The 15,233-nt window shown below is 62.6% G+C and carries 15 protein-coding genes; 3 read left to right on the plus strand and 12 right to left on the minus strand.

Features of this window, described 5'->3' with window-relative positions; all coding sequences use genetic code 11:
* Positions 1 to 84: 84 nt before the first annotated feature.
* The 5 genes from rsmA to lptF are packed head-to-tail and all read right to left on the minus strand — an operon-like array spanning position 85 to position 5,547.
* On the minus strand, positions 85 to 939 hold the full coding sequence (gene rsmA / locus CHU95_RS00620; protein WP_094452690.1) for a 16S rRNA (adenine(1518)-N(6)/adenine(1519)-N(6))-dimethyltransferase RsmA: 855 nt from the start codon (positions 937 to 939) through the stop codon (positions 85 to 87).
* A complete protein-coding gene (pdxA, locus tag CHU95_RS00625) occupies positions 932 to 1,954 on the minus strand; it encodes a 4-hydroxythreonine-4-phosphate dehydrogenase PdxA (RefSeq protein WP_094452692.1) in 1,023 nt (340 codons plus the stop codon). The genes rsmA and pdxA overlap by 8 nt, the downstream gene beginning before the upstream one ends.
* Before the next feature lie 3 nt (positions 1,955 to 1,957).
* Complete coding sequence (locus tag CHU95_RS00630; RefSeq protein WP_094452694.1) at positions 1,958 to 3,280, minus strand: peptidylprolyl isomerase; 1,323 nt, start codon at positions 3,278 to 3,280, stop codon at positions 1,958 to 1,960.
* 50 nt (positions 3,281 to 3,330) lie between these two features.
* The gene (gene lptG, locus CHU95_RS00635; RefSeq protein WP_094452696.1) at positions 3,331 to 4,425 is read right to left on the minus strand and encodes an LPS export ABC transporter permease LptG; all 1,095 of its coding nucleotides are present in this window, start codon (positions 4,423 to 4,425) and stop codon (positions 3,331 to 3,333) included.
* Between the two features lie 3 nt (positions 4,426 to 4,428).
* Positions 4,429 to 5,547, minus strand: coding sequence for an LPS export ABC transporter permease LptF (lptF, locus tag CHU95_RS00640; protein WP_094452698.1), 1,119 nt, complete (start codon positions 5,545 to 5,547; stop codon positions 4,429 to 4,431).
* A gap of 319 nt (positions 5,548 to 5,866) precedes the next feature.
* Here lptF and CHU95_RS00645 point away from each other — a divergent pair, with 319 nt between their 5' ends.
* Positions 5,867 to 7,360 (plus strand): leucyl aminopeptidase, encoded by a 1,494-nt coding sequence (locus CHU95_RS00645; RefSeq protein WP_094452700.1) that lies wholly within the window; start codon positions 5,867 to 5,869, stop codon positions 7,358 to 7,360.
* A gap of 74 nt (positions 7,361 to 7,434) precedes the next feature.
* Positions 7,435 to 7,944 (plus strand): hypothetical protein, encoded by a 510-nt coding sequence (locus CHU95_RS00650; protein WP_094452702.1) that lies wholly within the window; start codon positions 7,435 to 7,437, stop codon positions 7,942 to 7,944.
* Positions 7,945 to 7,984: 40 nt separating this feature from the next.
* On the opposite strand, the gene tatC is transcribed toward CHU95_RS00650, so the two are convergent.
* From tatC to CHU95_RS00685, 7 genes are all read right to left on the minus strand, one after another.
* Complete coding sequence (gene tatC / locus CHU95_RS00655; RefSeq protein ID WP_245837768.1) at positions 7,985 to 8,785, minus strand: twin-arginine translocase subunit TatC; 801 nt, start codon at positions 8,783 to 8,785, stop codon at positions 7,985 to 7,987.
* Positions 8,782 to 9,336, minus strand: coding sequence for a Sec-independent protein translocase protein TatB (tatB, locus tag CHU95_RS00660; protein WP_094452704.1), 555 nt, complete (start codon positions 9,334 to 9,336; stop codon positions 8,782 to 8,784). The genes tatC and tatB overlap by 4 nt, the downstream gene beginning before the upstream one ends.
* 6 nt (positions 9,337 to 9,342) lie before the next feature.
* Positions 9,343 to 9,540, minus strand: a complete 198-nt coding sequence (gene tatA, locus CHU95_RS00665) for a twin-arginine translocase TatA/TatE family subunit (RefSeq protein ID WP_094452706.1) — start codon at positions 9,538 to 9,540, stop codon at positions 9,343 to 9,345.
* 142 nt (positions 9,541 to 9,682) lie between these two features.
* On the minus strand, positions 9,683 to 10,855 hold the full coding sequence (locus CHU95_RS00670; protein WP_245837770.1) for an ABC transporter ATP-binding protein: 1,173 nt from the start codon (positions 10,853 to 10,855) through the stop codon (positions 9,683 to 9,685).
* A 93-nt stretch (positions 10,856 to 10,948) separates the two neighbouring features.
* On the minus strand, positions 10,949 to 11,359 hold the full coding sequence (locus tag CHU95_RS00675) for a DUF1850 domain-containing protein (protein ID WP_207762329.1): 411 nt from the start codon (positions 11,357 to 11,359) through the stop codon (positions 10,949 to 10,951).
* Positions 11,359 to 13,446: a TRAP transporter permease gene (locus CHU95_RS00680; protein ID WP_094452750.1), complete on the minus strand. Its 2,088-nt coding sequence runs from the start codon at positions 13,444 to 13,446 to the stop codon at positions 11,359 to 11,361. Before CHU95_RS00680 ends, CHU95_RS00675 begins: the two co-directional genes overlap by 1 nt.
* Positions 13,447 to 13,566: 120 nt before the next feature.
* Positions 13,567 to 14,538, minus strand: coding sequence for a TAXI family TRAP transporter solute-binding subunit (locus CHU95_RS00685; RefSeq protein WP_342744685.1), 972 nt, complete (start codon positions 14,536 to 14,538; stop codon positions 13,567 to 13,569).
* Between the two features lie 200 nt (positions 14,539 to 14,738).
* On the opposite strand from CHU95_RS00685, the gene CHU95_RS00690 reads away from it, so the two are divergent.
* Positions 14,739 to 15,188: an SRPBCC family protein gene (locus tag CHU95_RS00690; RefSeq protein ID WP_094452708.1), complete on the plus strand. Its 450-nt coding sequence runs from the start codon at positions 14,739 to 14,741 to the stop codon at positions 15,186 to 15,188.
* Positions 15,189 to 15,233 lie beyond the last annotated feature (45 nt).

Consider the following 15,233-nt stretch of genomic DNA (forward strand, 5'->3'; position numbering starts at 1 on the left):
ATAAACCGACCTTGGCCAGGGTGTTTTGCTGAAAGAATTGCATAAAGCATGAAAGCTGATCTGCATTATGCAAAGAGTGATGTATCAAGCGGCGCTGCGCGACGCCTTCCAGGCTTTGGCCAGGGCCACAAAGCCCGCCACATCAATTTCCTCCGCCCGCGCCGTAGGGGCGATACCGACGGAGAGCAGCAGGGGTTCCGGTTCCTTCATCACCGATTTCAGACTGGCGCGCAGCATCTTGCGCCGTTGGCCAAAGGCAGCGCCGACCAGCGCCTCCATGGTGGCAAAGTCGGGGTCATCAGCGGGACGTTCGCGGGGCGTCAGATGGACAACGGCGCTGTCCACCTTGGGCGGCGGGGTAAAGGCACGCGCTGGCAGATCATAGAGATTGCGGCAATGGGCCAGCCATTGCGCCATGACGGCCAGACGACCATAGGCATCCGTGCGCGTGCCAGCCACAATGCGGTCGGCCACTTCCTTCTGAAACATCAAGGTCAGTGAGCGGTAGTCAGCGATGCGCTTCAACCATCCAATCAGCAGCGGTGTGCCGACATTGTAAGGCAGGTTGGAGACGACGGCGCGGGGGGCCGGGACAAGATCGACCGGGTCCACGGTCAGAGCATCCGCCTCGATCAGGCGCAGACGGCCGGCCGATGCCATGACCACATCGGCCAGGGCTGCGGCGAAACGCGGGTCGCGTTCGACGGCCGTGATGCTGGCCGCCGGGCTTTCGACCAGAGCGCGGGTCAGGCCACCAGGGCCAGGGCCTACCTCGACAATATGCACACCGGTGAAATCGCCAGCTTCGCGCACGATGCGGCGGGTGACGTTCAGGTCGAGCAGGAAATGCTGCCCAAAGGCCTTTTTGGCCGCCAGATCATGGGTGGCGATCACGTCACGCAAGGGCGGCAGGTGGGACAGGTCGCGGCCGTCACTCATGGGACATACTCTGTTGCCGGCGAGCGGCGATGCGGGATGCGGCGTGAAGGGCGGCAATCAGGCTGCTGGCATTGGCCTTGCCGGTGCCAGCCAGGGACAGGGCCGTGCCATGGTCGGGTGAGGTGCGCACAAACGGCAGGCCCAGCGTGATGTTTACGCCTGTGTCGAAATCCAGCGTCTTCAGCGGGATCAAGCCCTGGTCGTGATACATGCAGACCACGGCGTCATAGCGGGCGCGGGCACCGGCATGGAACAGGGTGTCGGCGGGGAAGGGGCCGGCGGCATCAATGCCGTCTGCCTGCAGCCGGGCCACAGCAGGGGCGATCACCTCAATCTCCTCCCGCCCCATGGCGCCGTTTTCGCCGGCATGGGGGTTCAGGGCGGCCACGGCCAGCCGTGGATGGGCGATGCCGAATTCGGCTTTCAGCGCCCTATGTGTGACGCGGGCGACATGCAGGATGGCATCCGACGTCAGATGTTCGGGGACATCCTTGACCGCGACATGGATGGTGGCCAGCACGACCCGCAACCCACCGCCTTCCAGCAGCATCACGGTGCCGTCATCGGGCAGGCCCGCCAGATGCGCCAGATATTCGGTATGGCCCGGCCAGCGGAAGCCGCAGGCATAGAGCGCGCTTTTCTGGATGGGGTTGGTGACGACACCCGACAGGTGCCCGGCGCGCGCCAGGGCGACCGCCCGGTCGATGGCGGCGATGACCGCCGATCCATTGGTTGGATCGGGCGCACCATAGGTTACCGGTGCGGGCAGGGGGACGGGCAGCAGGGGCAGGCGGTCGGCGAACAGATCGGGGACACGGTCCAACCCGCCCTCATCCACCACCGCCAGCGGCACCTGCAGGCCCAGCCGGACGGCCAGGGCGGCGATACGGTCGGGGTCGTCCAGCAAGACGAAGGGCGGCACCGATGCCGCCCCGCGTTCCATCCAGGCCTTCAGGGCGATGTCGCCGCCGATGCCTGCCGGTTCCCCCATGGTCAGGCCCAGTGGCGCCGCCATGACTTACATCCTGGTCTCAATGGTGGCATTGCGGCGCAGGTCGCGCAGATATCGGCGCTGCTGGAGGTCCATCCGCTCCTGATAGAGCATGTTGCGCACCTGGTCCGGCGGCGGCAGGCTGCCTTCCGGCACAACACGGTCACATACCATCAGCAGCATGGCGCCACGGTCGGTGATCAGGGGGGCCGTCGACTGCCCCACACCCAAGGCTCCCACCAGATCAGCGATCTGTTGGGGAACATCGCCCAGCCTGGTCAGCGGCTGGGTGAATACCTGCGCACCTGGCACCTGCTGGGTGGCCTGCTCCAGAGCCTCGCAGCCGCGCGCCTGCTCGCTCACCTGTTTGGCGATATTGAAGGCGGCATCCTGCTGGGCCTGGTCTGTGCCGGCAATGGGCACCACAAACTGACGGATGGCAACCTGGATGTTTTTCGGGTCCCCGGCGGCGACAATACGCTGATCGCGCAGCCACAAGATATGATACCCAGCAGCGCCCCGGATCGGACGAGAGAACTGCCCCTTCTGCATCTGCTGAAGGGCGCGATCCAGATTGTCTTCCAACTGCCCCTGCTGAATCCAACCCAAATCACCGCCATTGGCGGCACCGGCCGACTGCGAGAACTGGCGGGCCACGGCGCTGAAATTGGCGCCCCGGCCGATCTGATCGACCAGCCGTTCACCCAGACGCTGTACTTCGGCCTCGCTGGTGTTGCTGTCGACAGTCAGGAAGATTTCCGCGACCTGGTATTCCGGTTTGCCCGCATTGGCGCGAACACGCTCAATATAGGCATTGACCTCGCTATCGGGCACATTCACCTGCTGACGCACCACGCGCTGGACCACCTTGCTCCAGGCGATCTGGGCCAGCATCTGCTGACGCATGGTGGTCCAGGGCACACCGGCCTGGGCCAAGGCCGCCTTGAGCTGTTCAATATCCATACGGTTGCGCTGCGCCGCCGCCTCAAGATCCTGGGTTAGCTCATCCTCGGTGACGGACAGGTTGCGTTCCCGCGCCTCCTGGATCTGCAAGGCCTCATCCGTCAGCAGGCGGATGACCTGCGGCAGCAAGCGCTGGCGTGTCTCGGCATTGTCGGGAAGACCAGAGGAAACGATGGCCAGCTGCAGGCGGCCCTCCACATCGGCCACCGTGATCGGCTCTTCGTTCACAATGGCGGCGATGCGGCCAAGCTGGCCCTGCGCACCGATGGCCCCCTGGGCCAGCACAGGCGTCGGGCTGGACAGCAGGGCGATGGACAGGGCAGTCGCCCCCAGGAGGGCGTTGCGCGCGAGGCTTTTCATGGTCGGTCGGGTCACATTCTGCGTCATGGGGCGATCTTATAGAGGCTTGCAGGCTTAAACGCAAAGCGTACCGCTGTTTATCCATCCTCCGTGTGCAGCAAGGCAGCAACGGAAAGCAGGACGGTTACACCGGCAGGGGCCCAGGCCGCCAGCAGAACCGGAACCGACCCGGACATGCCGAGGGCCATGATCACATCCTTCACAATGAATAGTAGCAAGGCGGTGACAATGCCCGCCCCGACCAGAGTCAGGGTGCCGCCGCCGCGCATCTGCCGAAGGGAGAAGGCAGCCGCCAACAGCACCATGGCGGCGTAAAGCACTGGTTGGGCCAGCAGACTGTGCCAATGCAGCCGGTGTCGAACCGGTGACAGGCCCGTCAGTTCCAGGGTGCGGATAAAGGTCGGCAACTCCCAGAAAGAGAGGGTATCGGGGCTGGCAAAGCTGTCCTGAATACGCTGTTCCGTCAGATCTGTGGGCAGTTGATAGCGGGCCAGGAACTGTGCCGACACGCCAGGCTTGTTGTACCAGACCTCTGTCAGGTTCCAGTAACCGGGCACCAATTCTGCCGAAGCGGCATCCAGCCGCGCCGACAGGCGTTGACCCGGCACGGACAGCAGGACCATGACGCGGCGCAGCTCCAGCGTACCGGGGACCACCGACTCCGCGTGGATGCGATAGGCCCCTTCCGGTGTCAACTGTGTCAGCCAGATGCCGGACCGACCCACATCCAAGGAGGAGGTCTGCCCCCGCAGATATCGGTTTTCCATCCGCTCATACCGGGTCAGCATGGCGGCGAAGATGGGATTGAGGACCGTGACCAGCACCATGCCAATGATGGCCGCCCAGGCCAGAACCGGTGCGGTAAACTGCCAGACACTGATGCCGCTGGCCCGCGCCACCACAAGTTCATGGGTACGGGTGAGGCGCCAGAACGTGTACATCGCCGCGAACAGCACGACGAAGGGGAATACTTCCTGTCCGATTTCCGGCAGTTTCAGCAGCCCCATGGTAACAACGATATCAAATGTTGCCTCCGGGCGGTTGGCCGCACGACGCAACAGTTCAACCGTATCCAACAAATAGACCAGCGCCAGCAGGGACGACAGGCCTGCCGCAAACCAGATCAGAAACTGACGACCGATATAAAGGGCAAAGGTGGAAGACAGGCGCATCACTCACCCCCTTCCCGGTTCGCAACGCTGGCGGGACCAAGTCTCGCGCCGCAGATACCAGAGGCCCAGTGGCACGGGCGCCAGCACCAGGATGTAAAGCAGACCCGCCAGGACCGGGACCTTGCCAATCAAGCTGACAATACCCAGGACAGCAGCCTGTAACAGCAGGGCACCAACCGCCGCAGCCGTGATCCGCCGCCCATTGCCCCGGCGGGAAAACTCCCCCGGCAGCAGCGCCGCCAACGCGATCACAGCAAAGGACAGAACCAGGAACGGGGAGGCGAGGCGATTATGCAATTCCGCCCGCAGACGGCCAGCAAAGCGCCGGTCGGTTGGGTCATCCGCGTTTGGTGTCCATAGGTCAGCCAAGGGCCGTTCGCGGGGTTCAACCCAGCGAACCGGCAATTCACGCCGCAAAGATTGCAAATCCACCGCGTAGCGTTCGAACTCTAACCATTCGGTGCGGCCAGTGGCCATGGTGAACTTGCTTTGCATCCCATCAAAGACCAGGACACGGGGCACACCATCGGCATCGTTCAGGGTGCCGCTGGCCGCCGCAATGGTGGTGGTCAGGCCATCGGTCCGCGCATCATGGATCAGGATATCCTGCAAGGTGCCGTCGGGCAGCCGGTCACGAACATAGATGGTCAGCCCATCGGACAGTTCGTTGAACGTCCCTTCGCGCAGCAAGGCGGCGGACATATCGCTGCGCACCGTTTGCCGCATGGCCACGAGGCTGCGCTGGGCGGCGGGCCCCAGATAAACAGACAGGACGAAGCACAGCAGGGTCGCCAGCCCCGCCAAAATCAATACCGGGCGGGCCAAAGCCATCGGCCCCATCCCGGCAGCCCGCATCACCACCAGTTCGCTGTCCTGGGCAAGCCGGCTATAGGTGAACAGGACGGCCGACAGGACACCAAAGGGCAGCAGCACCGGCAGAAAGGTGGGAAACGACAGGATGGCCAGATGGGCAAAGGCCCCGAATCCGGCCCCGCCCTCAACCACCAGTTCCACCAGACGCAGCGACTGGGTCAGCCAGATGGCAGCCGACAGCCCCCCGGTGACCACGAGGGTGGCCAGGAACAGGTTGCGCAGAAGATAGCGGTTGATCTGTGACATCATTTCCCAAATGAGCCGGGGCCTGTTCGCCCCACATATTGCCAAGCACGTAGCGTGTGATTGCGTCCTGTTCGTGGCGGAATGACCGATTATGGCCCCCCGCAGCCTGTTCAGATCATGCCAGACCGGTCTCTGCCTGGAGGAGGTTGCTGACTGGATGGTTTAGCAGAGTTTTTGCACCCGCCCATATGGGGTGGCGTTCGGAAAATCTGCTTAGCTGACCTTGACATGGATACGTGGCTGTTCTTTATCGACTCCTTGCCATGCACACAACCGCCGGCGCCATTGTGACGCCGGTACAAGACAATAAGAGAGCCCCGGAATGAAAATCGCCTTCGCTTCGCCCGGCACGCCGAAATCTGGCATCCTGGCTGTCACTGTTGCTGCTGACCGCGCGCTGGGCGCGTTGGGGCGCGAACTGGATCAAAAGACCGGTGGTCAGTTGACCCGTGCCATGGAACAAGGCCGTTTCAAGGGCAAGGCGGAAGAAGTGCTGTCGCTGGTGGCGCCGTCGGGGCTGGACGTATCGCGGCTGCTGCTGATCGGTGTCGGCGCGGCTGATGCGGTCGATGCCAATGCTGCCAACAATGCCGGCGCTGCCGCTTATGCGGCTGCCCAGAACAGTGGTGAGACCGATCTGGCCATCGCCCTGGATACACATGAGGGGGTGACGGGCGACGCCGGTGAACTGGCCGCCGAAGTGGCCTTCGGTGCCCTGCTGCGTTCCTACCGGTTTGACAAATATCGCACGACCCTGGCCGACGATAAAAAGCCGTCGGTAAAGAAGGTCACCGTGCAGACCGACGCTGCCAAGGCCGCCAAGAAGGTCTGGGATAAGCTGGAAAAGGTGGCCGACGGCATTTTCGTGACCCGTGACGTGGTGTCGGAGCCGCCGAATGTCATCTACCCGGAAACGCTGGCCGATCGCTGCGTCGACCTGTCCAAGCTGGGCCTTGAGGTCGAGGTATTGGACGAGAAGAAGATGAAGAAGCTGAACATGGGCGCGCTGCTCGGCGTGGGTCAGGGGTCGGTGCGCCCGCCGCGTCTGGTGATCATGAAGTGGAACGGTGGCACTAAAGACGAGGCGCCGGTCGCTTTTGTCGGCAAGGGCATCACCTTTGATACCGGTGGTATCTCCATCAAGCCCGCCGCCAACATGGATGAAATGAAGTGGGACATGGGCGGGTCTGGCACAGTCATCGGTCTGATGGCGGTACTGGCCGGCCGTAAAGCAAAGGTCAACGCCGTCGGCGTCGTCGCCCTGGCCGAAAACATGCCCGATGGCAATGCCCAGCGTCCGGGCGATGTGGTGACCACCATGTCGGGCCAGACGATCGAGGTGCTGAACACCGACGCCGAAGGCCGTCTGGTGCTGGCTGATGCGCTCTGGTACTGCCAGGATCAGTTCAAGCCCAAATTCATGGTCGATCTGGCCACCCTGACCGGCGCCATCATCGTCAGCCTGGGCAATGAACATGCCGGCCTGTTCTCCAACGACGATGACCTGGCCGCCAAGCTAACCGAGGCCGGTCTGAAGACGGGTGAGAAGCTGTGGCGCCTGCCGCTGTCGCCCGCCTATGACAAGGATATCGACAGCGACGTAGCCGATGTGAAGAACATTGGCCGCCCGATGAACGCCGGTTCCATCATCGGGGCCCAGTTCCTGCAGCGTTTCGTGAACAAGGTGCCGTGGGCGCATCTGGACATCGCCGGCACGGCCTGGGCCAAGGCCGACAAGGGCATGGTGCCTAAGGGCGCCACGGCCTTTGGTGTGCGGTTGCTGGATAAGCTGGTCGCCACGCATTACGAAGGCTGACCCCAGGTCCGAGGGCAGGGGGCGGTGTGATTACCGCCCCCGGTCCGCTTGTGTCAATTGACGGAGAAGGTTTCATGCGTCGTTCTGCCCTCGCCTTTACGCTTGCCTTGCTGGCTGCCCCGCTATCGCTGGCGCCCGCCCTGCCGGCGATGGCGCAATTGGGCTTGGAACCCAATCGTCAGATGAAAGCGGTGTTGCCCGATGATCCCGATGGCTGGGATATGAGCGATGTCCGCGTCGCCACCGGCGCGCTGCCCATGTATTCAGTTGCCACGGCCGAAGCCACCTATCGCAAGGGCAACATCCAGATCGTGGTCGGGGCCGCCCGCAGTCCGACCCTGTACAAGGCCGTTATGGGGTCGATCAAAGTGCCCAGCACTCTGCCGCCCAATGGAACGGTGGAAGTGGTAAATGGCAAGAAGGCTATTGTCACCGCCTATCCGGAAGCCAAGGTGCCGCTGTATCAGATACAGATCCCCGCCGGGATTGATGGCATTGTTATGCTAACCACCCGCAATGGGAACCTGGACGACCTGCGCGCCCTGGCCATGCAAGTGGATTTCGACCCATTCCCCCCACGGTAACAGGTCGATTAATCACACCGGGTCTGACGTTGGTCTGATGTTAGTTTTCTAACGCTGCTTCGCGTGCGGCCCGGCCCTTTTCGATGCGCCGGGCCATGAATACCGACACTTCGTAAAGCAGCAGCAGGGGGATAGCGAGACCGATCTGGCTGATCACGTCAGGCGGCGTCACGATGGCGGCGACGACAAAGATAATGACAATGGCATACCGCCGCTTGGATGCCAAACCATCGGCCGTGACCAATCCGACCCGTGCCATCAGGGTCAACAGCACCGGCAACTGGAAGGCCAGACCGAAGGCAAAGATCAGCGCCATGATCAGCGACAGGTAATCCGCCACGCGGGTTTCCGCCTGAACGGCCAGGGTGGTAGCGGTGGCTTCCACCTCAAACCCCAAAAAGAACTTCAATGCCATAGGCATGATAAAGAAATAGACCAGACCGGCGCCCAGGGAAAACAACACCGGGGTCGCCACCAGGAAGGGCAGGAAGGCCTTGCGTTCGTGCTTGTAAAGGCCGGGCGCCACAAATTTCCAGACCTGGGAAGCGATGATGGGAAAGGCAATCATGGCCCCGGCCCAGAAGGCCACTTTCACCTGGGTCAGGAAAAACTCCTGCGGGGCGGTGAAGATCATACGACGGTCGGCCGCTCTGGTGCCCAAAGCATCGACCAGCGGATGCATCAAGAATTGATAGATATGCTCCGCCACGGCAAAGCAGGCCAGGAAGGCCACGATCAGGGCGCCGCCACTCCACATCAGCCGATTGCGCAGCTCGATCAGATGTTCGAGCAGCGGCATCTTGCCGGCATCCAGCTCATCCTGTTGGGTCGGTTCGCTCACGGCGTCTTATCCTTGCTGGGGTCCGTGTGCAGGGAAGGTTCAGCACTGACCGAGGCCGCCGCCAGTTTGGCGGAAGCCACATCCGGTGCGGGGGTGCCCGTGATGGGCTTCGCCACCGGTGCGGGGTGGGGTCCTGAAGATGGTACCGGTGCGGGCGCCGGTGCCAGGGCCGCACTAGCAAGATCGGCAATGTCTTCCCCGCTGGCATCGACCAGGGCCGCCACAGGGGTCGGTGCCGGATTGTTCTGCGCCGGACTGGTGAAATCCTCGACAGCCAGGGATTTGCGCATGCCGCCATCCGGGTCGATGCTTTTTTCCAGCTCGTCCGTCAGATTGAAGCTGCGCGCCTTCTGCACCTGTTCACGCAGTTCGTCCAATTCCGCCTGTCGAACCATATCATCGACATTGTTCTGAAACTCGCGGGCCATCGAACGGGCACGGGCCATCCATTTTCCCAGCGTACTCAGTGCCTTGGGAAGGTCCTTGGGGCCAATGACGATGAGCGCCACCACCCCGATCACCAATAGTTCCGACCAGCCGATATCAAACATGATGCCTCAGGCCTTCGGCGCGTCGTCGGTCTTGGCGGGGGGCGGTGCGTCCGGTTCGGCCTTGTTGGGGTCGGACAGGTTGGCCTTGAAGTTACGGATTCCGGAACCGAGATCCCCCATGACCTTCGGCAGTTTGCCGGCGCCGAAAATGACCAGGAGGATCACCAGGATTACCAGGATCTCCCAAACGCCCAAACCACCCATGATCTTTACTCCGCCTGACAAGGGAAGCCATTGCCCGAACCACCGGAAAGGCGCGGGATCATGGCAGAAAGCCCCGGTGGCCGCAATGCAGCCGGCTCACAACCCAACCCCACCAGGGCGTTAGCCATCCGGTGCCGCAGCATCAGGTCCTTGCAAACACGAACGCCTGCCGCGGTTCCAGTGTTACCGAGACATGGCTGCCATCTTCAGGCAGGAAATGGCCAGGAGCGCGGGCATGCAGATGGTGCGGCACGCCGTCGCGGTCGGTCACACAGAGATGGACCAGACTGGTCCGGCCCAGCAGCCGGGAGGCCTCCACCAATGCCAGATTGGGCACGCCCGTCACATCGCCGTCGGCCGCCAGGGTCAAACGCAGAGCCTCTGGTCGGATCAGGATGTCCACGGCTGCGCCTTCATCCAGATGCGGCACCGTCAGGCATCCGACAGGCGTGTCAACCCGGGCCTGATGAACCTTACCCGACAAGTGGTTCACCTCGCCAAAAAAACTGGCCGCAAATGCATCGGCAGGCTTGGTGTAGAGCGCCGTTGGCGACCCCACCTGCACCAGCTTACCGTCGCGCAGCAAGGCAATACGGTCGGCCAGGAACATCGCCTCTTCCGGATCGTGGGTGACGATCATGGTGGCGGCGCCGCTGCGCTTCAGCACATGCAGGGTTTCATCCCGCACTGTCTCCCGCAGACGGGTGTCCAGGCCAGAAAACGGTTCATCGAGCAGCAGGACCGCCGGTCGCGGCGCCATGGCGCGGGCCAGGGCCACCCGTTGCTGTTGGCCGCCCGACAAGGCGTGCGGATAGGAACGCGTAAAACCGTCCATGCCCACCTGTTGCAGGGCGGCCAACGCCCGCGCATCACGTTCCGCCGTCGGCAGACGGCTGAGCCCAAAGCGGACATTGTCCAGCACGTTCAGATGCGGGAACAAGGCGTAATCTTGAAATACCAGCCCGATTCCACGCCGTTCCGGCGGCAAGGAGGCGCCGGGTTGCGCAATCGTCTGCCCGGCAATGGCGATACTCCCCTGCTGGAGGGTCTCCAACCCGGCCGCAAGGCGCAGCAACGTGGACTTACCGCAGCCCGACGGCCCCACCAGACAGACAATCTCCCCCGGTGCCACCGACAGCGATACATCGTTCAGGGCCTGTTTGGCGCCATAATGATGGCTGACATGGTTCAGCGACAGGGACGGAAGCGGCAGCGGCGCGCGTCGGGGGGCGGCCATATCCTGCGGCGGACAGCCGGCCTGACGGTTCCGCCCGGCGGGGTCACGGATCATCTTGTCGCTGATCGTCGTATCCATTCGGGGGCCGACGCCTTCCACCTTGTCCCACAACCCGTCAGGGTCACGTATCCTTCATACTTAGGATGCCAGACAAGGCTTTGCAAACCGTTATTAGTCGCGGGGTGGGCATGCGACCAAACGTACCGGGCCCAGTTCTGGCCCGGCCGCGGGCTGGCCAAGCCAGTCCCGAACGGGAGAGCAGCGGTCCCGCGCGCACAGCATATAGTCACCGACATGATGACTGGCCGCCAGAGTCAGGTCCGGCAGGGGCGGCAGTCGGGGATGTCCAACCCACCAGCCATTGATCAATTTGGCATCGGGCGCGGGTTCCATACCCACGCCGCTGCCCTTTACCCATGATCGTTCCAGGATCAGACCGGCGGCGGTGACGCGGTATTCCTCCCGCCATTCCACCTTTTCGATCGAATGGGTCCAGGACAGGGTGAAATGGTCAGCCGGAACCGGTACAGGCGTCCGGTCACCGGCGATCAGGCACAACATCAGAACGGCTGTTTTGCCCATCAGACCGTCGCCAGACGGCGACCGCGCAGATATTGACGGCCGACGAACAGCGCCGCCAGGGCAAAACCCGCCTCATCCGTCAATGGCATGGCCAGCACCAGCAGCGCTGCCGCCGTGAAGGCCCAGGCCAATTCCCACCATTTCAGCTTGGTCTTGTAGTGGCCAATGGTGACGATCCCCAGCATGCCAATTCCGACCAATGCTTTCACCACCATGTAGGCGGTATCCAGCCAATCCCCGGATTGCAGCATCAAGGCCGGATCAAAGACGGCCATGAACGGCACCAGATAACCGGCAATGCCGATGCGCGTGGCCAGCCAAGCAATTTCCATGTGCCCCGCGCGAGCAATGGGCGAGGCTGCCAAGGCCGCCAGCGCCACCGGCGGTGTCAGGTCGGCCATGATGCCGAAATAGAAACAGAACATATGGCTGACGATCAGGGGGACACCCAACTGCTGCAGCGCCGGCGCCGCGATGGACGCCGTGATGATGTAATTGGCCGTGGTGGGCAGGCCGGTCCCCAGAATGATGCAGGCCACCATGGTCAGCAAAAGGGCCAACAGCAAGTTACCGCCCGACAGATCCACAATGATCCCCGCCAGACCAGAAGCCAACCCGGTCAGGGTCAGCATGCCGATCAGGATGCCGACCAGGGCACAGGCGATACCCACCGCCACCGCCGCCCGCGCCCCATCGGCCAGCGCGTCGGTCAGCGCGACCATCAGATCACGTCCGGACCGGAACAGGAAACAGGGCAGGGCCAGCAGGATAATCACCAGCATGGCCATCTGTTCCGTGCGCAGGCCCGCCTCAGTCAGGCCCCAGGCGCCGAGCCCGAGGCCCAGCCAGAAGGCCACACGCAGCGCCACCGGCCCGATCTGTGCCACCAGCGCCAAGCCCATCATCAACACCACCGTCCCGGCAATGCCCACCACCCCGGCGAACAGCGGGGTGCGGCCCGACAGCAGCAACGTGACCAGGGCGACCAGCGGCAGCAGCAGGTGCCAGCCCCGGCGCAGCGACGGCCATAACTTTGGACACTCGCTGTCCGGCAAGCCGTGCAGGCCGGCGCGCGCAGCTTCCAGATGGGCCATCCAGTAGGCGGAGACAAAATACAGGATAGCCGGGATGGCGGCAGCCTTGCAGACCTCCAGGTAGGAGACACCCAGGGTTTCCGCCATGATGAAGGCCGCAGCCCCCATCACGGGCGGCATGATCTGCCCGCCCATGCTGGCCGTCGCCTCCAGCGCGCCAGCGAATTTCGCGGAATACCCAAAGCGTTTCATCATCGGGATGGTGAATTGTCCCGTAGTCAGGACATTGGCCACACCCGACCCGTTGACCATGCCCATGAAGCCCGACGATACCACCGACACTTTCGCCGCCCCGCCCAACCGGCGCCCGACCAGCGCCATGGACAGGTCGTTGAACAACTGGATGACCCCCGCCTTTTCAAGAAAGGCCCCGAACAGGATGAACAGAAAGATGAATGTCGAAGAGACAAAGGTCGGTGTGCCGAAAATGCCTTCGGTCGAGAAATGCAACTGTTCGATCACCTGGTCCAGATCATAACCGCGGTGGGCCAACAGGTCCGGCATGAATGGTCCGAACATCGCATAGGGAATGAAAGCCAAGCACAGAAGCGGGAGCCCCCAACCCATGATGCGGCGCGCGGCCTCGGCCACCAGCACCGTATTCAACGCCCCGACCCAGAGATCCAAACTGGTCGGCGTGCCCGACCGCAGGATCAGATCATGTTCAAAGATCCAATGATACAGGCCCAGCACAAAAGCGAGCCCGCCCAACAACCAGTCATAGAACGGCACCCGATCCCGGGTTGCGCCATCACGCGCACCGATTAACAGAAACGCCATCAGCAGCAGGAACCCGACATGCACCGACCGCACCACCAGACTGGAGAGCGGGTTGAAGGTGGCGGTCCAGAGCTGGAACAGAGCGAAGGCAACACCGATCACAAAGATGATCCGGCGATGACCAGCGGACAGCCGCCTGATCGCCGAGGTCGGATCATCCTTTTCCACCGCACGGCGGATCGCGTCTTCGTCAATATCCAGGGTTTTGGTCATAAAGGGGACCTCGATCAAACCGTAGGCCAGATCGCGGCATGTGCCGCGTGCTGACAGAACAGGCATTCACTCCAACAATGCCAGGGCGAGGCGTCGGTCCCGACCTGACCTACGCGTCCGTCACAACAACCCCTTTTCCTGATAGAACCGTTTCGCCCCCGGATGCAGGGGCGCGAATTCCGTGGCCGCATCCTTGGACAGGGCAATCTGTCGGGCGGCGGCATGGGCCGACTGCATCACATCCAGGTTTTCAAACATCAACTTGGTCATCTGATAGGCGGCGGCGTCCGACAGACCATCATGGGTTGCCAAAGCATTGCCGGTGACCACGGTGGGCACATCAGCATCCTGGCCCTTGTAGGTGTTGGCAGGGATCATGGCGGAGCGATAGACCGCCTCACCGATGCGCGCAACGGTTTCCGCCGATACCGGCACCACCGTGATATCAATGGCACTGGCCAGATCGCGCAGCGACGCCACACCCAACCCTGCCGATTGCAGGGTTGCGTCAAGCTGTTGATTCTTCATCAAATCCACACTTTCGGCAAAGGGCAGGTACTCTACCTTGGCGAAGTCGCCATAGGTCAGGCCAGCGGCCTTGACCACCGCACGTGCATTCAGTTCGGTGCCTGATTTGGGTGCCCCCACCGAAACACGTTTGCCCTTCAGATCAGCCAGAGAGCGGATGCCCGATGCTTTCGACGCCACGATCTGAATGTAGTTGGGATAGATCACGGCCAGGGAGCGCAGCTTGTCCAGCGGCTTGGCAAAGCCGACCTCCGCATCGCCGCGCACGGCCTGGACCAGCGTATCGGTCTGCGTGAAGGCCAATTCACCCCGGCCGGCCTGCAACAGGTTCAAATTCTCTGCCGAAGCCTTGGTCGCCTGAACACTGAACTTGGTCTGTGGCATGGCCTTGCCATAAATCTGCGACAGGGCCACACCCAAGGGGTAATAAACCCCGCTGGTGCCGCCGGTCAGGATGGTGACGAAACGCGGCGCCTGTGCCAGGACAGGCACGGCACCGCCCAGCGCTGCGGCGGCCGTTCCCAGCCCGAGCCGTCCGAATTGACGCCGATCCATCATCACCATGTCGCATCCTCCCGTTTGTCTTTACCGCACCGGCGCCGGATTGAACGCCCTGCGTCGGGGGCAGTCCGGTGCCCCCGTGGTTCAGCAGCGATCTTTCAGAATATTCCTGCGGCGCGCAACCATACTGCACACCGGATTTTCCTTTTGCTGCATCTTTGTGGCAGGGTGCGCTGCAACGTTGGCAGGGAGTAGAACGATCCATGGATATGGAAGGCGAATATGCCATCCCCGCATCACGCGACCGGGTGTGGTCGGCGCTGAATGATCCTGCCGTCCTGCTGCGATGCATTCCGGGCTGTGAAGAGCTGGACAAGCTGTCCGATACCGAAATGACTGCCAAGCTGAAGCTGAAAATCGGGCCGGTCAGCGCCCGCTTCGCTGGCAAGGTTCACCTTTACGACATGGATGCGCCCAATGGTTATCGCATCAGCGGTGAAGGGCAGGGCGGTGCTGCCGGTTTCGGTAAGGGCGGCGCCACGGTCACACTGGCCGATGCACCCGACGGCGGTACTGTTCTGCGCTACAAGGCGGAGGCCGCGGTTGGGGGCAAGCTGGCGCAATTGGGTGCCCGCCTGATCCAGGGCACGGCAGCCAAGTTGGCCGACGAATTTTTCGCCGCTTTTGCCCGGATTATGAGCGAGGAGGCGTGACATCGCCCCGCCATGTGCCCATCTCATAAGCCTCGTTTCCAGGTA

Source organism: Niveispirillum lacus (assembly GCF_002251795.1).
GTDB lineage: Bacteria > Pseudomonadota > Alphaproteobacteria > Azospirillales > Azospirillaceae > Niveispirillum > Niveispirillum lacus.